This window comes from Streptomyces sp. NPDC005811, from assembly GCF_040630405.1.
GTDB lineage: Bacteria > Actinomycetota > Actinomycetes > Streptomycetales > Streptomycetaceae > Streptomyces.
Map to the genome: position 1 here is coordinate 58,494 of NZ_JBEXXK010000057.1, position 19,968 is coordinate 78,461.

At 75.7% G+C, this 19,968-nt stretch carries 14 protein-coding genes; all 14 read left to right on the top strand.

What is annotated here, in order from left to right; genetic code table 11:
- The first annotated feature begins 27 nt into the window (after positions 1-27).
- The 14 genes from ABZ490_RS41880 to ABZ490_RS41945 all read left to right on the top strand — a co-directional run bounded on the left by ABZ490_RS41880 (position 28) and on the right by ABZ490_RS41945 (position 19,831).
- Positions 28-282, top strand: coding sequence for a phosphopantetheine-binding protein (locus tag ABZ490_RS41880; protein WP_359002824.1), 255 nt, complete (start codon positions 28-30; stop codon positions 280-282).
- On the top strand, positions 279-4,718 hold the full coding sequence (locus ABZ490_RS41885; RefSeq protein ID WP_359002826.1) for an amino acid adenylation domain-containing protein: 4,440 nt from the start codon (positions 279-281) through the stop codon (positions 4,716-4,718). The genes ABZ490_RS41880 and ABZ490_RS41885 overlap by 4 nt, the downstream gene beginning before the upstream one ends.
- 6 nt (positions 4,719-4,724) lie before the next feature.
- Positions 4,725-6,029, top strand: coding sequence for a hypothetical protein (locus tag ABZ490_RS41890; RefSeq protein WP_359002828.1), 1,305 nt, complete (start codon positions 4,725-4,727; stop codon positions 6,027-6,029).
- Positions 6,026-7,090 (top strand): methyltransferase, encoded by a 1,065-nt coding sequence (locus tag ABZ490_RS41895; protein ID WP_359002830.1) that lies wholly within the window; start codon positions 6,026-6,028, stop codon positions 7,088-7,090. The genes ABZ490_RS41890 and ABZ490_RS41895 overlap by 4 nt, the downstream gene beginning before the upstream one ends.
- The gene (locus tag ABZ490_RS41900; protein WP_359002832.1) at positions 7,087-8,397 is read left to right on the top strand and encodes an MFS transporter; all 1,311 of its coding nucleotides are present in this window, start codon (positions 7,087-7,089) and stop codon (positions 8,395-8,397) included. The genes ABZ490_RS41895 and ABZ490_RS41900 overlap by 4 nt, the downstream gene beginning before the upstream one ends.
- Before the next feature lie 14 nt (positions 8,398-8,411).
- Positions 8,412-9,137, top strand: coding sequence for a GNAT family protein (locus ABZ490_RS41905; RefSeq protein ID WP_359002834.1), 726 nt, complete (start codon positions 8,412-8,414; stop codon positions 9,135-9,137).
- Between the two features lie 11 nt (positions 9,138-9,148).
- On the top strand, positions 9,149-10,462 hold the full coding sequence (locus ABZ490_RS41910; protein WP_359002836.1) for an ATP-grasp domain-containing protein: 1,314 nt from the start codon (positions 9,149-9,151) through the stop codon (positions 10,460-10,462).
- Positions 10,459-10,863 carry a cupin domain-containing protein gene (locus ABZ490_RS41915; RefSeq protein WP_359002838.1) on the top strand — a complete coding sequence of 135 codons (405 nt, stop codon included), beginning with the start codon at positions 10,459-10,461 and terminating at the stop codon, positions 10,861-10,863. Before ABZ490_RS41910 ends, ABZ490_RS41915 begins: the two co-directional genes overlap by 4 nt.
- Positions 10,860-11,924, top strand: a complete 1,065-nt coding sequence (locus ABZ490_RS41920) for a histidinol-phosphate transaminase (protein ID WP_359002840.1) — start codon at positions 10,860-10,862, stop codon at positions 11,922-11,924. Before ABZ490_RS41915 ends, ABZ490_RS41920 begins: the two co-directional genes overlap by 4 nt.
- A gap of 382 nt (positions 11,925-12,306) precedes the next feature.
- On the top strand, positions 12,307-13,710 hold the full coding sequence (locus ABZ490_RS41925) for a lysine 2,3-aminomutase (protein WP_359002842.1): 1,404 nt from the start codon (positions 12,307-12,309) through the stop codon (positions 13,708-13,710).
- The gene (locus tag ABZ490_RS41930) at positions 13,707-16,382 is read left to right on the top strand and encodes a lysine 5,6-aminomutase subunit alpha (RefSeq protein WP_359002844.1); all 2,676 of its coding nucleotides are present in this window, start codon (positions 13,707-13,709) and stop codon (positions 16,380-16,382) included. The genes ABZ490_RS41925 and ABZ490_RS41930 overlap by 4 nt, the downstream gene beginning before the upstream one ends.
- Complete coding sequence (locus ABZ490_RS41935; protein WP_359002846.1) at positions 16,379-17,164, top strand: OAM dimerization domain-containing protein; 786 nt, start codon at positions 16,379-16,381, stop codon at positions 17,162-17,164. Before ABZ490_RS41930 ends, ABZ490_RS41935 begins: the two co-directional genes overlap by 4 nt.
- The gene (locus ABZ490_RS41940) at positions 17,161-18,723 is read left to right on the top strand and encodes an amino acid adenylation domain-containing protein (protein WP_359002848.1); all 1,563 of its coding nucleotides are present in this window, start codon (positions 17,161-17,163) and stop codon (positions 18,721-18,723) included. The genes ABZ490_RS41935 and ABZ490_RS41940 overlap by 4 nt, the downstream gene beginning before the upstream one ends.
- The gene (locus tag ABZ490_RS41945) at positions 18,704-19,831 is read left to right on the top strand and encodes an LLM class flavin-dependent oxidoreductase (RefSeq protein WP_359002850.1); all 1,128 of its coding nucleotides are present in this window, start codon (positions 18,704-18,706) and stop codon (positions 19,829-19,831) included. Before ABZ490_RS41940 ends, ABZ490_RS41945 begins: the two co-directional genes overlap by 20 nt.
- The last annotated feature ends 137 nt before the right edge of the window (positions 19,832-19,968 follow it).

Sequence of the window (19,968 nt, forward strand, 5' to 3'; positions counted from 1 at the left end):
GACGAGAAACGGAAGGACACGACCGCCGTGACGGCGACCGAATCCCAAACACACGGCACCGGCGGGCTCACCGCCCTGGTGCGCAAGGCCTGGGCCGACGCGCTCGGGCACGACGAATTCACCGACGAGGACCACTTCTTCCGGATCGGCGGCCACTCCCTGGGCGCCCTGCACGTGGTCAGGGACCTGGGCGCCGAACTGGACCGGAAGATCCCGGTGCGCACCCTCTTCCGCCACCCCACGGTGCGCGGGCTGGCCGAGACGCTGGCGGCCGGCGCATGAGCGGCGCCACGGCCGGGCTGCCCGTCTCGGCCGCCCAGACGGAGATCTGGCTCGCCGACCGCAGCGAGCCGGAGTCGGGCCGCTACAACGTCCCGCTGGCCCTGGAGTTCCTCGGCGCCCTCGACATGACGGCCCTGCGGGCGGCCCTCGCCGGCCTGCTCGTCAGACACCCCGCCCTGGCAGGCCGCTTCGACACCGACGACGGCGAGCTCCGGTTCCGCCCGGAGCCGACGGCACCGCTTCCGCTGAGTGTCGTACGGCGGTCCGGCTCGTGCCGCTCCGAAGCCGCCCGGGAGGAGGCGGCCCGGGCGGCCCAGCGTCCCCTGGACCTGAGCGGAGCGCCCCTGCTGCGGGCCGAGGCACTGCTGCACGACGACGGCGCCCTGCTCGTCCTGACGGTGCATCACATCGTCGCGGACGGCCGCACCTTGGACGTCCTCGCGACCGACGTGCTCGCCGCCTACCGCGCCCACGCGGCAGGCTCCGACACCGACGGCGCGGACATCGGGACGGCCGCGGAAGCCGTGGAGCCCGGCCCCGTCGAGCACGCGACCTCCGCCCACTGGCGGGACCTCCTCGCGGACGACCCCGTCACCCTCGGACCGCTGCCCGACCTGGTCCGGTCCGAGCAGCGGCTGCGGGGCACGGCCGGCTGGGTCAAGCGCAACCTGTCCCCGGCGCGCCTCACCGCCGTACGGGAGGTCGCCGTCCGGCACTCCGTGTCCCCGGCCGTCGTCCTGCTGGCCGCGTGGAGCCTGCTGCTGCACGCCTGGTCCGGCGAGGCGGACGGTGTTCTGGGCATGCCCTTCGCGGGCCGTGACGAGCCGGGCACCGAGGACGCGGTGGGGCTGTTCACCCGGGTGCTCCCGGTCCGCAGCCGCATGGCCGCCGACGACGAGTTCGGCGCGTACGCGGAGCAGCTGGGCGAACAGGTCCTGGACTCCATGGAGGCGCTCGCCACCGCAGGCCCCCCGCCCCCGGCGACGACTCCGCCGTACCGCGCGGTGTTCCTGCACCAGCCGCACACCGGCGGCACCGAGGAAGTGCCCGGAGCCACCGTGCGCGTGGTGCACCTGGACACCGCCTCGGCCAAGTACGACCTCGCCCTGGCCGCGCTGGAGCACACCGACCGGCTGGAACTGCGCATCGACTACGACGCCGGCCTGTACACCGGCACCTCCGCCGCCTTGATGGCCGGTCAGCTCGACCGGCTGCTGTCGGCCGCCGGGCGCCCCGGCGCCCGCTGCGGGGAGCTGCTCGCCGCGCTCGCCGAAACGCCCGGCGGTGCCGCCGGGGCCCCGGACGCCGAGGACACCGCCGCGCTGACCGGGGTGCCCGAACTGGTCCTGCGGGAGGCCCGGCGCGCACCCGACGCCGTCGCCGTCGTGCACGGCGAACACACCCTCACCTACCGCGCCCTCACCGAGAACGCGGCCCGCGCCGCGCACTGGCTCCGCTCCGAGGCCGGCGTCCGGGACGGGGACCTGGTCGCGCTGCTGCTGCGGCCCGGTCCGCACACGATCACCGCGATGCTGGCCGTCGCCCTGGCCGGAGCCGCCTACCTGCCGCTCGACCCCGACCACCCCGACGCCCGGCTGCGTCTGGTCCTGGACGACGCCCGCCCCCGGCTGCTCATCGCCGAGACGGACACGACGGCGGCGGCGCCGGACGGACTGCCCGTCCACACCCCGCGGGACATCGCCCGCGCGGCCGCCGCCCTGCCCGCCACGCCGCCCGCCGTCGACATCCGCCCGGAGAGCGTGTTCAACGTCCTCTACACCTCCGGCTCCACCGGCCGCCCCAAGGGCGTCCTGCTGCACCACGGCGGCGTGGCGCGCCTGATGCACCGGCCCGGCTTCCTGCCGCTCGGGCCCGACGACACGGTCTCCCACCTCTCCCCGCTGAACTTCGACGGCGCCACCTACGAGATCTGGGGCGCCCTCACCCACGGCGCCCGGCTGGCCGTCCTCGACAAGGAACTCGTCCTCGACCCGCCCGCCCTGCGCACCGCCCTGCGCGCCCTGGGCGTGACCACCCTGCTGGTCACCACCCCGCTGCTCAACCGTCTGATCGAGGACGCGCCCGACCTCCTCCAGACCCTGCGCCGGGTGTACTTCGGCGGCGAACTGGTCTCCGTGCCGCATCTGCGCAAGGCGCTGCGCTGGGCCCGCCCCGGCACCCTGCTGCACAGCTACGGCCCCACCGAGAACTCCTTCACCTCCACCTGGTACCCCGTCGAGGAGGTGCCCGAGGCCGCCCGCACCCTGTCCATCGGCGCCCCGGTCCCCGGCACCCGCGCCCACGTCGTCTTCGAGGACACCCTCGTCCCCGCGCCGCCGTACATGCCCGGCGAACTCGTCCTCGGCGGCAGCGGTGTCGCCCTCGGCTACCTCGGCGACCCCGCCCGCACCGCGGAGCGGTTCTGGGCCGATCCCTTCGGCGTCGAGCCGGGCGCCCGGCTCTACCGCACCGGCGACCGCGTGCGCTGGACCGCCGACGGCCGGCTGGAGTTCATCGGACGGGCCGACAACCAGATCAAGATCCGCAGCCAGCGGGTCGAGCTGGGCGAGGTCGAGTCCGCGCTGCGCGCCCACCCCGGCGTCACCGCGGCCTTCGTCACCAGCCGCCGCAACGCACGGGACGAGAAGGAGATCGTCGGCTACGCGGTGCTCGCCCGCCCCGGCGACCGGCCGGAGGTCCTCGGGCACCTGCGGGCGAGCCTGCCCGGGTACGCCGTCCCCTCCCACCTGATCGTCCTCGACGCCCTCCCGCTCACCCCCAACGGCAAGATCGACCGCCGCCGGCTGCCCGGCCCCGAGGACACCCCGGCGCCGGTCCGGCCCGAGCCCCGCGCCGCCGGTGCCCCCGCGCCGGGCCCCGCCGACACCGTCCACGACGCGTGGCGGGAGGTGCTCGGCGAGCGCGACTTCGGCCCCGACGACAACTTCTTCGACGTCGGCGGGCACTCGCTCCTCCTGGTCCGGCTCCAGGCGGCGCTGCACCGCACCACCGGGACCAGGCCCTCCATCGCCGATCTGCTGCGCCACACCACCGTCCGGTCACAGACGCGGCTGCTCGGCGGCGACGCGGGTGACGGCGCGAGCGCCGGGAACGGGGGCGCTCCGCGGCGCACGGGCTTCGCCGTGCCGACCGGGTCGGACGAGGACGCCATCGCCGTCATCGGCATGGGCGCGCGGTTCGCCGGCGCGGCCGACCTGACCGCCTTCTGGGACAACCTGCGCACCGGACGGGACTGCTTCACCGAGGGGCCAGGACCGCTCGTCACCGAACTGCCCGACGGGCAGCGGCGGGTGGCGCGCTGGGGCATGGCCGCCGAGGGCGCACGCTACGACGCCGACCTCATCGGCTTCGGCGAGGACGACCTGCGCCACGGCGACCCCCAGCAGGGAGTGCTGCACGAGGTCCTGTGGTCGGCCGTGGAGGACGCCTCCCTGCGGCTGTCCGACATCGCCTCCCGCACCAGCCTCTACGCCGGCTGCCCCAAGGTCCTCGACACCGACCCCGAGGCCCGGGTGGACGACGTCGTCAACGCCGACCCCACCTTCGTCGCCTCCCGGTTCGCCTATCTGCACGACCTGTGGGGCGAGGCCCTGCTGCTCGACACCGCCTGCTCCACCGGCCTGTACGCGGTCCACCTCGCCTGCCGCAGCCTGCTCACCGGCAGCAGCGACTACGCCCTCGCCGGCGCGGTCTCCCTCGACCCGGCCTCCGACGGCAGCTACCGCTACCGTCCCGGTTTCCTCTACGCCGACGACGGCATGTGCCGGCCCTTCGACCGGCGCGCCTCCGGGACCGTGGGCGGCTTCGGCGCCGGAGCGGTGCTGCTGCGCCGCCTCGCCGACGCCGAACGCGACGGCGACCCGGTGTACGCGGTGATCCGGGGGAGCGCGGTCAACAACGACGGCAAGGCACGCATCGGCTACTCGGCCCCCGGGGTCGAGGGCCAGGCGCGGGTCGTCCGGGACGCGCTGACGGCCGCCGGGGTCAGCGGCGCAGACATCGGCTTCGTCGAGGCCCACGGCACCGGGACCCGGCTCGGCGACGCCATCGAGATCACGGCCCTGACCGACGCGCTGGGCCGGTCGGGCCCGCCGGTCGCCGTGGGCTCGGTCAAGGCCTCGATCGGGCACTGCAACACCGCCGCGGGCATCGCCGGGTTCATCAAGGCCGTGCTCGCCGTGCACCACGGCCATCTGCCGGCCACCCCCAACGTCGCCGAGCCGATCGACGAACTCGCCCCCGGCGGGCGGCTGTCGCTGCTCAGCGAGGGCCGCGCCTGGACCGGACCGGCCGACCGGCCGCGCACGGCCGGGGTCAGCGCCTTCGGGGTGGGCGGCACCAACGCCCACGTGGTGGTGCAGCAGCACCGGGCCGCTCCGGCGGCGGCCCTCCTCCCGCAGCCGGAAAGGGTGTGACCCACGGTGAACCGACCCCCGTCCCCGACGGATCCCCTCCGTGTACTGGCCGTGTCCGCCCGGGACCCCGGGTCCCTGGCCGACACGCGCCGCCGTCTGGCCGCCTGGCTGGCGGACACACCGGACGCCGACCTCGACGACGTCGCCCTGACCCTGTGGACCGGCCGGGAACGCTTCCCCTGCCGGGACGCCGTCACCGCGGCCTCCGTCGCCGAGGCCGCCGCCGCGCTCCTCGCCGACACCACCACACCCCCCTCGCCCGCGCGAGCCCCGGCCGACGGCCCCGTCCTCCTGCTCGACGGCACGGCGCCCCTCTCGGCGCCCGTGGACCTCCCCGAGGTGGCCGACGCCCTGCGGCTCGCCCGGGAACACGCCGACTGCGCGGCAGCCCGTACCGTCGCCGCCCTCCACGGCCTGGTCACCTGGCTGCGCGCCCGCGGAGTCACCCCGTCCGCCGTACGGGGAACGGGCCCCGGCGCCCTCGCCGCCGCCGCGGCCCGCGGCGACCTCCCCCTGACCGACGCCCTCCTCGCCGCCACGACGGGCACCCCGCCCGCCGACGAGCAACTCCCCGACGAGCACGCCGGAACCCCCGTCATCCGCATCGGCGCACTGGCCGACCCACTCGCCCTCGACCCCGCCGACAGCTCCTCACCCGCCCGGCTGATCGCCGAGCTCTGGCGGCAGGGGTACGACGTCGACACCTCGCTCGGACGCCCAGGGCGCCGGGTCCGGCTGCCCGGGCAGCCGTTGCGGCGTCGTGAGCCCGGTGGGGCCGCCCCGGCCGACGCGTCGGCGACGCGCGCGCTCACGCCGTACGAACAGCGCTGGCTCTTCTACGACCTGGTCCGGCACGGCTCCTCCGGCGACCACACCGCGGCCGTCGCGGCCGTCGTCCCCGGACCGGCCCCCGCGCCGGACGCCCTGAGCGCCGCCTTCACCGAACTCCAGCGCCGGCACCCGGCCCTGCGCACCGTCTTCGGTGAACCGGGCGGCCGCTGGCGGGCCCGCACCCTGCCCACCCCGCAGGCCCGGCCGGCCCACCTCGCCCCGGACCCGGACGGCGGGCCGGAAACCCTGCGGGTGGCGGTCCTCGACGAGGCACGGCAGCCGCTGCGGCTGCGCGACTCGCCCCTGGTGCGCTGCTGTCTGCGCGCCGGAACCGCCCACTGGGCGCTGGCCCTCGCCGTCTACGAACCCCTCACCGCCACGCTCGACCTCCGGCGGCTGCTCGACGAACTCCTCGGCCTGGCCACCGCCGACGGAGCCCCGCGACCCTCCTTCGCCCGACACGGAACGGAATCACGATGACGCTCCTGCACACCCCGCCGCACACGCTGCCCGCCGACTGGTACGGCGCCGCGCCCGCCCCGATCGGCGTCGACCAGGCCTTCAACGGCTATGTCGCCGCCACCGTGGTGCACACCCTCGACCGGCTCGGCGTCTGGGACCGGCTGGCCGCCGAACCCCGCCTGGACATCGCCGGGTTCGTGCGCTCCGCCGGGCCCGCCGTCCGCGACCGTGTCGTCCGCGAGGTGCTGCGCGCCGCCGCCGTCTGCGGCTGGCTGCGGCTGGAGGACGGCGGCGACACGGCCGTCCTCACCGACGCCGGACGCGAGACGCTCCGCATGCGCGGCTACTTCACCTGGGCCGTCGGCGGCTACAGCGACCTCTTCTCCGGCGCCGCCCGACTGGCCACCGGCGAGGCCACGTTCGGCGAGACCCTGCTGCGCGACGAGGCGATGGTCGCCCTCGGCTCCGGCCAGAACGACCGCTCCTTCATGTCCACCACCCTCGACGAGGTCCTCGACGGCATCGACTTCCACACCCTCGCCGACCTCGGCAGCGGCATCTCCGCCCGGGTCAGCCGCGTCGTCGGCGCCCGCCCCGGCACCCGCGGCCTCGGCCTCGACATCAGCGGCCCCGCCACCGAACTCGGCCACCGCACCATCGCCGAGGCCGGCCTGGAGGACCGGGTCCGCGCGATCCGCGCCGACGTGCTCGACGTGTGCCACCGCGAGGCCCACCGCGACGCCATCGCCGAGGTGGACACCGTGATGAGCTTCTTCCTGCTGCACGACCTGCTCGCCGACCCGGACACCCGCCCCCACCTGTTCACCCGGCTGCGCGAGGCGTTCCCGGCCGCCCGGACCTTCGTCCTCGCCGACACCATGCTCCGCCCCGACGCCGAGGGCTCCGCCACCCTGCCGGTGTTCTCCCTCGGCTACGAACTCGCCCACGCGCTCATGGGCGTACCGCTGCACACCAAGGAGACGTACGAGGAGCTGTTCGCGGCCGCCGGACTCCACCCGGTCCGCACGGTCCCGTTCGGCACCCCGCACTCCTGGCTGTACGTCCTGGAGGCGCGGTGAGCGCCAACCCCCTCGCGGTCCTGCGGGAGTTCTCCCCGCGCACCCGGGCCGTGCTGGCCGTCAACGCGGTCAACTCCTTCGGCGGCGGCCTGGTCCTGCCGTTCCTGTGGATCTACCTGGACCAGGTCCGCGGCCTCGCCTCCTGGATCCCCGCCGCCACCCTCGCCGTACAGGCCGCCACCTCCGTCGTCGGCGGCCTCGCCTGGGGCGCGGTCCTGGACCGCCTCGCGCCCCGTACCGTCGTCGGCCTGGTGATGTGCGTCGCGGGCCTGGGCACCGGCCTGTACGCCTTCGTCACCTCGGCGCCCACCGCGCTCACCGCCGCCGTCGTGTACGGGCTGGGCATCAGCGGCGTGGGCACCGTCCTGCGCTATCTGTACGCCGGTGCCGCGACGGCCCGGGAGCGCGGGCTCGCCTTCTCCGCCGACTACGCGGTGTTCAACGCGACGACCGGGCTCGGCGTGCTCGTGGGCGGGCTGGTCGCCGCCTCCGGACCGGGGTCCCGCGCGGCCCGCTTCGCGGCGCTCTACATCGCCGACGGCCTCACCTTCCTGGCCGCCGGAGCCGCCCTCCTGCTGCTGCTCCCGCGCATCGAGCGCGGCGGCGACCGCGCGCCGTCGGCGCAGGAGCCGGTCGGCTACCGCGAGGTGCTGGGACAACGGGCCCTCGCGGTACTCCTGGGCACCATTGCCCTGTGCTCGCTGGTGTCGTACGGGCAGCTCAGGTCGGGGCTGCCCGGCTATCTCACGGCCGGCGGCGCGGTCGGCCCCGAGGGACTGTCCGGCACCTTCGCCGTGAACATCGTCGTCGCCGTCCTCACCCAGGTCGTCCTCGGCGAGCGGATCCAGCGGGTGCGCCGCAGCACCGTGCTGTCCCTCACCGGCGTCCTGTGGGCGGCGGCCTGGTCCCTCGTCCTCGTCGCGGGCCGCCAGCACGGCACCCCCGCCACCGTCACGGCCATGGCCGGAGTGCTGCTGCTGTCCGTGGGGGAGGCCCTGGTGTTCCCCGTGGTCACCGGGCTGCTCAACGACCTCGCCGACGTACGCGCCCGGGGCCGGGTCAACGCCATGCTGTCCGTCGCCGTCTCCACCGGCTCGGTGGCCGGTCCCCTCCTCGCCGGCGTCACCCTGCCGCTCGCCGACGGCCTCCCGCTGGTCGTCGCCCTCGTCGCCGCCTGCGCCGCCGTGGCCCTCGTGGGACCGGCCCTGCGCCGCACCCTGCCGGCCGCCGCCGACCTGCCCGACCCGGCACCGGAGACCGACGAAACCGCCCCCGCCGCCCCCGTCACCGCCGCCAGCGGCTCCTAGGAAAGGCATCCGTCATGCAGCACTGGCCGCTGAGCGGCATCACCGTGCGCACCCCGCTCGTCGAGCTGCGCTGCCCCACCCCACAGGACCTCGACGCGCTCGCCGCGCTGGGCGCCGAGGGCGTGCACGCCCCCGGGTTCATGCCCTTCTTCTCCCAGTGGACCGACGGCGACCCGGACACCGTCGCCCGCCGGGTCCTCCAGCGCCACTGGAAGGCCATGGCCGAGTGGAGCCCCGAGGACTGGACGCTCTACCTGGTCGTCGTGCACGACGGCGAGGTGGTCGGCTCCCAGTCGCTGGGCGCACGGGACTTCACCGTGACCCGCGAGGTCCTCCTGACCTCCTGGCTGGGGCTGCGCCACCAGGGCCTCGGCCTCGGCGGACACGCGCGCGCCGCCGTCCTCGAACTGGCCTTCGCGGGACTCGGGGCGCAGGACGCCTTCTCCGTCGTACGGCGCGAGAACACGGCCTCGCAGGCCGTGTGCCGCAAGTTCGGCTTCACCCACGACGGCACCCAGATCAACGCCGTCCGCGGACGGCGCGCCGTGAGCGACCGCTACCGGCTGCGCCGCGCCGACTGGGAGGCGGCCCGTGCCGTCCCCGCCGAGATCGGCGGACTCGCACCGGCGCTCGGCATGTTCGGCGCCGGGCCCGCGCCGGACGCACCCGCGCCGACCGCGCTCGCCGCCACCCTCTCCGGCGTGCGGTACGCGCCCGACCCCGACCACGCCGACGCCTGAGGAAACCGGCCATGCCACGCCCCGTCATCGCCGTCGTCTACGACTTCGGCTCCGTCGCCCCCGCGGACGTCGTCGACCGACTCGCACCGCTCGGCGACGTCCTCCTCGCCGTGTGCCGCTCGGCCCACACCGGGCAACTCGCCCCGCTGCTGGCCGACTTGGCGCCGGTGGTGCCGGTCGGCGACGACCTCGAAGAGGCCGCCGCACGCCTTCGGGAACACCGCCCCGACGCCCTGCTCACCTTCAGCGAACGCCGGCTCGGGACGACCGCCGAACTCGCCGCGCGACTCGGACTGCCGTACCACGACACCGCCACCGTACGACTCCTGACGGACAAGTACGCGCAGCGGGGCAGGCTCCGCGAGCGGGGCGTGGACCCGGTGCGGACCCGGCTGCTGCGCACCCCGGACGACTGGGCGCCCGCGCTCGCCGCGGTGGGGCTGCCCGCCGTCCTGAAACCGGCCCGCGGCGAGGGCAGCCGCAGCACCCACCTGGTGCGGGACGCCGGCACCGGCGCCGCGTCCGCCGCCGCGCTGCTGACGGGCCCGGACCGGGAGACGGCCCTCGTACTGGAGGAGTATCTGGCGGGCGTCGACCGCACCCCGTTCGGCGACCACGTCTCCGTGGAGAGCGCGGTCGCGGACGGCCGGGTCACGCACTGGGCCGTCACCGGCAAGTTCCCGCTCGCCCCGCCGTTCCGCGAGGTCGGCCACTACTGGCCGGCGCCGCTCGCCGACGCCGAACGGGCGGCGGTGCTCGAGCTGGCCGGCCGCGCGGTCGAGGCACTCGGGCTGCGCACCGGCATCACCCACACCGAGATCAAACTGACCGCCCAGGGACCCCGGTTGATCGAGGTCAACGGCCGGCTGGGCGGCTTCCAGAGCGGCCTGGGCCGCCTGGCGGGCGGGCTGGACCCGGTGGCGCTGGCCGGGCAACTCGCCCTGGGCGGTGCCGCCCCCACGACCTGGGCGCCCCAGGAGCGGGTGGTGTACGCCCGTGCGGTGCCCACCCCCGCCGAGGGCGGTCTGCTCACCGGCGTGCACGGCGTCGCCGACGCCCTCGCCCTGCCCGGCCTCGACGGCTACGAGACCCGGGTGCCGCCCGGCACCCGCATACAACCCGGCGTCGGCACAGGGGAGTTGGCCGTGCTCTGGGGCACGGCCGACGACCACGCCGCGATGGTCGCCGTACTCGACCGGGCCCTCGACGCCCTCACCTACACCTTCGCCGGCGGCCGCACCCTGCGCGCCCGCGACCTGGCCGCCCCGGCCCCGTCCGCCCCGGCCCTGTCCGCCCCGCTCGACCGAGGAAAGGCCCCCGCATGACCACCGAGACGCCGACTCCCGCCTCCCGTACGGCGGTTGCCGAGATCCGTACCGACATCCCGCAGTTCCTGCCGGTGGCCGGGCACCACGAACCGGCGCCCTTCTACCTCACCGCCGACATGTTCGGAGGCGTCCCCGTCGAGCTGGCCGGCGGCCCCATCGACCACCTGGTCGGCCGCCCGGTCGCCGATCCGCACCGGCACGAGGTCGACGAGATCTACTTCCTGGTCTCGCCCCACCCCGGTGGCGCCCGTATCGAGGTCCTCGTCGACGGCGACCGGCACGAGCTGACCTCGCCCGCCCTGCTGCGCGTCCCCGCCGGGGCCGAGCACCGCTTCCTCACCCTGGAGGCGGAGCCCGGCAGTTACTGCTTCGGCCTGCTGCTCGGCGGTGACCGGTGACCGCCGCGACCGCCCCCGCCCTCCCGCACACCCCGGTCGCGGCGCCCGTCCGCCTCCATCTCAGCGAGAGTCCGTACGGCCCGAGCCCGCACGCCCTGCGCGCCGCCCACGCGGCCGTCGACGCCACCGGCACCTACCCCGACCCCGCCCGTACCGCCCCCGCACAGGCCATCGCCGAACTGCTCGGCGTCCGGCCGGACCAGATCGCCGTCGCCAACGGCAGTGACGAACTGGTCCTGCTCACCGCGCTGTGCCTGGGCGACCCGCAGCGCCCCGGCGTCACCACCGCGGGCACCTTCCCCGGCTACCGGATCTGCCTGGAGAGCGTCCGCCGCGGCTGCCGTGAGGTCCCCCCGGGCGACCTCGCCGCCCTCGCCGACGCCTTCGACGGCGCGGGCGTGGTGTACGTGTGCAACCCGCACAACCCGACCGGGGGCACCCTCGACCGCGCCGCGTTCGACCTCCTGGCCGAGCGGGCGGCCGCCACCGGCACGCCCTTGGTCGTGGACGAGGCCTATCTGGACTTCGCCCCGCCCGGCACCCCCCAGGTCCTCGACCACCTCGGCACCGGCGCCCCGGTACTGGCCCTGCGCACCTTCTCCAAGGCGCACGGACTGGCCGGGCTGCGCATCGGCTACGCCGTGGGCAGCGCCGACCTCGTGGCCCGGTTGCGCGAGGTGCAGGGCACCATGCCGTTCAGCGTCAACCGGGCCGCCCAGGCCGCCGCCGTGGCCGCGCTCGCCGACCGCGGCCACCTGGAGCGGGTACGGCGGGACAACGCCGCCGACCGTGAACGGTTCCGGGCCGAACTGGCCGCCCGGGGGCGCCGGGCGCTGCCGTCGGTGACCAACTTCCTCGCCGTACCGGTGCCGGACTCCGCACGGGCCGAACGGCTGCTGGAACGCGACCACGGCATCCTCGTCCGCGACGCCGGCCGCTTCGGCCTCGACGGGCATCTGCGCGTCTCCGTCGGCGCCCCCGCCGACCGCGCCCGCTTCCTCGACGCCCTCGACGTCGTCGCCCCCTCCGACGGGCCGCCCACCCACCCCGGCACCGGCTGACCGTCCGTCCCCCCGCCCCTGACTGTCCGCTCGTCCGCCACGGCCCTGGCTGACCGTCCGTCCCCCCAGGGCTGGCTGACCGCTTGTCCACCCCGGCCCTGACCGGCCGCTCGTCTGCCCGTGGCCCTGGCCGACGGGCCGCCCGCCACAGGGCCGACCGACTGCTCGTCCACCCCCAGCTGCGGCTGACCGTCCGTCCACCCGTGGGCCGGCTGACCGCTCGTCCACCTCCGGCCGCAGCCGACCGTTCGGCCGCGCCGCCCCGGCCGACCGGGCGCCCACCCGGACCCGGTCCACCGGCGGCGCACGGCCCCGGCCGTCCGCCCCGCCCCGCTCCACGACCCCACCCGCCGCCCACGGCCGGGAGAAACCGAGGCACCCCGTGAGAACCGCACCCCCGCCGGCCGCGCCCCCCACCCGGGAGACGGCCGGTGCGCTCGCCCAGCCGTACGGCTACCGACGGCACGAGGCCGTCGAGCCCGACTGGCGGCGCTTCCCGGCCTGGCGGCACGTCACCCCCGCCCAGTGGCGCGACCCGCAGTGGCAGCGCGCCCACTGTGTCAAGGGCGTACGGCAGCTGCGCGAGGTCGCCGGGACCGGTCTCGACGACGCGTTCTACGAGGACCTCGCCGCCGACCAGAAGCAGTTCGCGACCATGCCGATCCTGCTCACGCCCCACGTCCTCAACACCATCGGCCCCCTGGCCGCCCCGGACACCACCACCTGGTACGCCGACCCCGTCCGCCGCTACATGCTGCCCGTCGCCAGCGACCGCCACCCCCGCTGGCCCAGTCACCCGCTCGCCTCCCGGGACTCCCTGCACGAGGCCGAGATGTGGGTCGTCGAGGGCCTCACCCACCGCTATCCGACCAAGGTCCTCGCCGAACTCGTCACCACCTGCCCCCAGTACTGCGGCCACTGCACCCGCATGGACCTGGTCGGCACCTCCACCCCGCAGATCGACAAGTACCGGTTCGTGCTGCGCCCGGCGGACCGCCTCGACCGGATGATCGCCTATCTGCGCGCCACGCCGACCGTGCGGGACGTCGTGGTCTCCGGCGGTGACGTCGCCAACGTGCCCTGGCCCAGGCTGCGTTCGTTCGTCGACCGGCTCCTGGACCTGGACAGCGTCCGCGACATCCGGCTCGCCAGCAAGGGCCTGGTCGGACTGCCCCAGCACTGGCTCGCCCCCGATGTCCTCGACGGCATGGCCCAGCTCGCCGCCAAGGCGTCCGCGCGGGGCGTCGGCCTCGCGATGCACACCCACGCCAACACCGTCCAGCAGGTCACCCCGCTGGTCGCCGAGGCCTCCCGCGCCCTGCTCGCCGCCGGCCTGCGCGACGTACGCAACCAGGGCGTCCTCCTGCACGGCGTCAACCACACGCCCGAGGCCCTGCTCGACCTGTGTTTCGCCCTGCTCGACAGCGCGCAGATCATGCCGTACTACTTCTACCTCTGCGACATCGTGCCCGGCGCCGAGCACTGGCGGCTGCCGCTCGCCGAGGCCCAGCGCCTCCAGCACGCGATCATGGGCTACCTGCCCGGCTTCGCCACCCCCCGGCTGGTCTGCGACGTGCCCTACGTCGGCAAGCGCTGGGTGCACCAGGCCGACGCCTACGACCGTGAACTGGGCGTCTCCGACTGGTCGAAGAACTATCTGACCTCAGTCGAGCACGACGACCCCGAGGCGCTGCGCCGCACCCACCACTACTACGACCCCCTGCACACCCTGCCCGCCGCCGGACAGGCGCACTGGGCCCGGTGGCGGCCGGAGGAGGCCCGGTGAACGCCGTTACACGCAAGGAGAGTTCACCGCTCGGACTGCACCGGGTGCTGGCCCCCGCCGGGGTGCTGCCACAGGCCGCCGACCGGCTCGACCCCCACTCCCCGCTGCGCGAGGACGAGCTGCGCATCGACGTGGAGTACCTCAACCTCGACGCCGCGTCCTACCGGCAGCTCCACGAGGAGCACGGCGGGGACGGCGACGCGATACGGGACGCGGTGTGCCGGATCGTGCGCGAGCGCGGCAAGATGCACAACCCGGTCACCGGCTCCGGCGGCATGCTGATCGGCACGGTCGCCGAGGCCGGGCCGCGCACCCCGCTGGGGCTCAAGGCCGGCGACCGGGTGGCGAGTCTGGTCTCCCTCACCCTGACCCCGCTGGCCCTGACCGACGGGCTGCGGGACTGGGACGGGCTGGGGGAGCGGGTACCGGCCCGCGGGCACGCCGTCCTCTTCGGGCGGTCGGTCGCGGCGGCCCTGCCCGCCGACCTCCCCGACGAGCTGTCCCTCGCCGTCCTCGACGTGTGCGGCGCACCCGCCCTGACGGCCCGTACCGTCGCCGAGTGGGCCGCCCGCAACGGCACCGCGCCCTCGGTGGCCGTGCTCGGCGCGGCCGGAAAGTCGGGCAGCCTGGCGCTGGCGGCCGCCCGCCGCGCGGGGGCCGGACGGCTGGTGGGCGTGGTGCCCGACCATGGCGAGGAGGCCGCGCTCACCGCGTCCGGCCTGGCCGGCACGGTCCTGCGGGCCGACGCCCGCGACGCGGTCGCGCTGAGCGAGCGGCTCGACGGCTGCGGCGGCCCCGTCGACATCACCGTGGTCTGCACCGACGTACCCGGCTGCGAGCACGCGGCGGTCCTGGCGACCCGCGACGGCGGCACCGTCGTCTTCTTCTCCATGGCCACCTCCTTCCCCGCGGCCGCGCTCGGCGCCGAAGGGCTGCGCGCCGACGTCACCCTGCTCATCGGCAACGGCTACCAGCCCGGCCACGCCGAACAGGCCCTGGACCTGGTGCGCACCGAACCGGGCGTGCGGGAGCTGTTCGACCGCCGCCGCACACCGGCCCGTGCCGCCGCCCGGCCGCGTGCCACGACCACCGGAAAGCTCGGCCTCGACCCCCAACTGGTGCGCCGCGCCCGGGAGCTGGCCGTACGCGCCGGACGCCCCGTGGTCGACCTGGCGCGCTCCCACACCACCGTGGCCGTCGAGCGGGCCGCGCTGCGGCTGGCCGGTCTCTCCGGCGCCGACGCCGAGGGCATCCCCTGGGCCAACCGGCTGGTGGACGCCGTACGCGACCAGGTCGGTCTGGAACACGGCGTGGCGCTGCCGGTCTGGCACGCGCTGCGCACCGGACCGAGCCGCGACCTCACCGAACTGGCCGCCCGCGCCACCGCCCGGGACGTGTCCTTCCGGCTTCCCGAGGGCGCCGCCGCCGAGCACGCCGTACGCGACGCCCGCCGCGCGATGGCCGGGGGCCTCGCCGTCATCGACGGCCGACGGCGCGAACGCGAGCGTCTGATCGGGGAGTGGGGCGAGCCGCGCGGACCGCTCGTCTATCTGATCGTGGCCACCGGCGACATCCACGAGGACGTCCGCCAGGCCGTCGCGGCGGCCCGCGGCGGGGCCGACGTCATCGCCGTCATCCGCTCCACCGGCCAGTCGCTGCTCGACTACGTCCCCCACGGCGCCACCCGCGAGGGCTACGCCGGCACCTACGCCACCCAGGAGAACTTCCGCCTGATGCGCGCCGCCCTCGACGAGGTGTCGGCGGGGCTCGGCCGCTATGTCCGCCTGACCAACTACGCCTCCGGACTGTGCATGCCGGAGATCGCCGTCCTGGCCGGCCTGGAACGGCTCGACATGATGCTCAACGACTCGATGTACGGCATCCTCTTCCGCGACATCAACCCGCTGCGCACCTTCGTCGACCAGCGGTTCTCCCGCCAGCTCCACGCCCGCGCCGGCATCGTGATCAACACGGGTGAGGACAACTACCTCACCACCGCCGACGCGATGGAGGCCGCCCACACGGTCACCGCCAGCCAGCTGCTGAACGAGTACTTCGGCAAGGAGGCCGGGCTCACCGACGCCCAGCTCGGCCTCGGGCACGCCTTCGAGATCGACCCGGACCTGCCCGACTCCTTCCGGATGGAGCTGGCCCACGCCCTGCTCGCCCGCGAACTGTTCCCCGACGCCCCGCTCAAGTGGATGCCGCCGACCCGCCACATGACCGGCGACGTGTTCCGCGGCTATCTGCTCAACGGGTTCTTCAACCTGGCGGGAGCGCTGACCCGGCAGAACATCCTGCTCGTCGGCATGATGACCGAGGCCGTCGTCACCCCCTTCCTCTCCGACCGCGACCTCGCGCTCCAGAACGTGCGTTACGTCATGGACGCAGCCGGCGCCCTGGAGGAGGACTTCCGGCCCGCCCCCGGCGGGGTCATCGCCCGCCGCGCCGACACGGTGCTGCGCGAGGCCGTCGGCCTGCTGGAGGAACTGGACGGGCGCGGCCTCCTGGACGCCATCGCGGCGGGCACCTTCGGCGGGATGCGCCGGCCCGCCGACGGCGGCCGGGGCCGGGACGGGGTCGCCGCACGCGCCCCCGGCTACCGCAATCCCGCCATCGAACTGCTGGAGGGGTCCCCGGACCCCGGACCGGAAGGAGAAGACCGGCCATGAACACGCCCGCCGGGCCGCCGCCCGCGGTCCGTCCCTACGGCGACACCACCGACGACGGCATGGTGCAGCTGTCGTTCACCCTCCCCCTGCCGCACGGCCCCCTCGCCGAGGCCGCGGCCCTCCGACTGGCCCGCCTCATGGGCATGGAACGCCCGCTGCTCGTCCATGCCCGGCCGGTGGGGGAGGAGTTCGCCTTCTTCGTCGTCTACGGCGCGGTCGTGCACCGGGTGGACCTGGACACGGTGGACGTCGTGGAACGGGAGTACCCGCTGCTGTCCGCCCAGGAGGTCGACGACCACGTCCACGAGGGCCTGGGCCGCGCACTCGTCGTGGTCGGCGCGTGCATCGGCACGGACGCCCACACCGTCGGCATCGACGCCATCCTCAACATCAAGGGTTTCGCCGGGCAGAAGGGCCTCGAGTACTACCACGCGATGCGCGTGGTGAACCTCGGCGCCCAGGTCGCGGTGGCCGACCTGGTGCGGCGGGCGGTCGTCGAGCGCGCCGACGCCGTCCTGGTCTCCCAGGCCGTCACCCAGCGCGACGCGCACCTGACCAATGTGCGCGAACTCAGCGCGGAACTCGACGCGGCGTTCACCGGGCGCCGCCGGCCCCTGCTCGTGGTGGGCGGACCGCGCTTCGACCCGGCCATGGCCGCCGAACTGGGTGCCGACCGGGTCTTCGGACGCGGCACCACCCCCGACGACGTGGCCAGCTACCTCGCCCACGCCCTCGCGGGCGAGCGGGCCGCCCCCGCCGCGGACGACAGGAGCACCGTATGAAGACTCCACGGCCCGCCGCCGGGGACCGGCTCGACGCCCGGTTCCGCGCGGTCGCCGCCCGCCACCCGGACCGTACGGCCGTCACGGACGCCTCGGGCCCGGTCACCTACCGCGAGCTCGCCGAACAGGCCGACGCCGTCACCCGCGCCCTGCACGGCCGGGTCGCCCCCGGCCGGCCCGTCGCCCTGCGCGCCGGACGGAGCCGCCACGCGCTCGCCGGAATCCTGGGCATCCTGGGCGCCGGAGCCTCGTATCTGCCGGTCGACCCCGGGTATCCGCAGGAGCGGCAACGGTATCTCCTCGACGACTCCGGCACCCGCCTGGTCCTCACCGACGGGCCCCCGGCGCCGGGCGAGAGCGTGCTCGCCGAGCGGGGACCGCTCGTCCTCGCCTCGCGCCCCGCCGGACCCGCCGCCCCCGTCCTCCCGCCGGACACCGCCTACACCATCTACACCTCCGGCTCGACGGGCGCGCCCAAGGGCTGTGTCGTCGGGCACGCCCAGGTGCTCGCCCTGATGGACGCCGCGATCCCGCTGTTCGGCGTCGGCGCCGACGACGTGTGGACGCTGTTCCACTCCTGGAGCTTCGACTTCAGCGTCTGGGAGATCTGGGGCGCCCTGCTGTACGGCGGCCGGGCGGTGGTGGTCGACAAGGACACCGCCGCCGACCCGGACGCCTTCGCCGCCCTGCTTGCGGCCGAACGGGTCACCGTCCTCAACCAGGTGCCCTCCGCCTTCGGCAACCTCGTCACCGAGGCGGCGGCCGGCGTGCTGCGGCTGCCGGCCCTGCGCCACGTCGTCCTCGGCGGGGAGGCCCTCGTGCCCGACGACATCCGCCGCTGGTGGGACGCGGGCACGGCACCCGGCGCGACCGTCACCAACATGTACGGCATCACGGAGACCACCGTGCACGTCACCCACTGCACACTCACCCCGGAGGTGCTGCGCGAGGCCGCTCCCGGACGGACCCCCATCGGCCGTCCGTTGGGCCACCTGACCGTCGAACTGCGCGACGCGGAAGGCAGGTCGGTGCCGCCCGGGCAGCCCGGTGAGCTGTGGGTCGGCGGGGCGGGTGTGAGCCACGGTTACCTCGGCCGCCCCGCCCTCACCGCCGAACGGTTCCCCGGGGGCCGCTACCGCAGCGGCGACTGGGCCGTCGCCGACGCCGACGGCCGGCTGTCCTACGCGGGCCGGATGGACGGCCAGGTCAAACTGCGCGGCTTCCGTATCGAACTCGGCGAGATCGACGCGGAGTTGCGCGCCCTGCCCGGAGTCGACGGCGCCGCCTGCCTCGTCGACGACAGCGGTCGTACGCCGGTGCTCGCGGCCTACCTGGTGGCCGACCGGGACGTGCTCCCCCCGCGCCTGGTGCGCGAGCGGCTCGCCGGGCGGCTCCCCGCGCATCTGCTCCCGCAGCGGCTGCACTATCTCGACCGGCTGCCGCTCACCCCGCACGGCAAGCTGGACCGCACCGCCCTGATGGCCGCGTCCGGCGCCGGGCCGCGCGGGGGAGCCCCCCTGACCCACGCACAGCGAGGCGGTGACCACCGTGCCGGTTGAGTTCATCGGGATGATCGGGACCAAGGACTCCGAGGGCGGCCCCGGCGGGCCCGCCGTCGACCCGGAGTTCACCCGGCACTTCGCCCGGGTGCACGAGGAGGCCGGGTTCGACCGGGTCCTGATCGGGCACAGCTCCAGCTCGCCCGACGGCGCCCAGGTCGCCGCCCACGTGGCCGCGCACACCGAGCGCCTCGGGCTGTTGCTGGCCCACCGGCCGGGCATCCTCGCCCCCACCGCCGCCGCGCGGTCCTTCGCCACCCTCGACCACCTCAGCGGCGGGCGGCTCGCCGTCCATGTCATCTCCGGCGGGAACGACGCCGAACAGCGGCGCGACGGCGACCACTTGGCCAAGGACGACCGCTACGCCCGGACCGACGAGTTCCTCGACGTGGTCAAACGGGCCTGGAGCGAACCGGAGGGGTTCGGGCACGAGGGCCGCTTCTACCGGTTCGACGACTTCCGCTCCGAGGTACGGCCCCTGCAACAGCCGCGGATCCCGCTGTACTTCGGGGGGTCCTCGGCCGCCGCCCACCGGGTCGGCGGCAAGCACGCCGACGTGTTCGCGCTGTGGGGCGAGCCGCTGGCCCAGGCCGCCGAGCAGATCGCGGCCGTACGGGCCGCCGCGCACGCCGCCGGACGCGCCGAACCGCCCAGGATCAGCGTGTCGTTCCGGCCGATCCTGGGCCGGACCGAGGAGGAGGCGTGGGAGCGGGCGCACGGGATCCTCGACGCCATCCGGCGGCGCGGCACGGCGGGGTCCTTCTTCGACCGCGCCCGCCCGCCCCTGCCCCTCGGGCCCTCGGCGCGCCCCGAGAACACCGGCTCGCGGCGGCTGCTGGAGGCCGCGGCGCGCGGCGAGCGCCACGACCGGGCCCTGTGGACCGCGCCCGCGGCGGCCACCGGGGCGGCCGGCAACTCCACCGCGCTGGTGGGGACTCCGGAGACGGTGGCCCTGGCCCTGCTGGACTACCTGGACATCGGCGTGACGACCTTCCTGCTGCGCGGCTACCAACCCCTGCGGGACGCCGAGGAGTTCGGCCGGACCCTGCTGCCGCTGGTCCGGCAGGAGGCCGAGCGGCGCGAGCGGGCCGGAGCGGCCACCGGCTGAACGGAGCGCGCCCGGGGCGCACGGCACGACGGCGGAGGGCGCCGGCGGGGGGGGGCCCCCGCGCCCCCCCCCCGCGGGGGAGGGGGGCGAACCCCCCAAGGGGGGGCGGGGGGGGGGGGCAGAGGGTGTTATGGGGT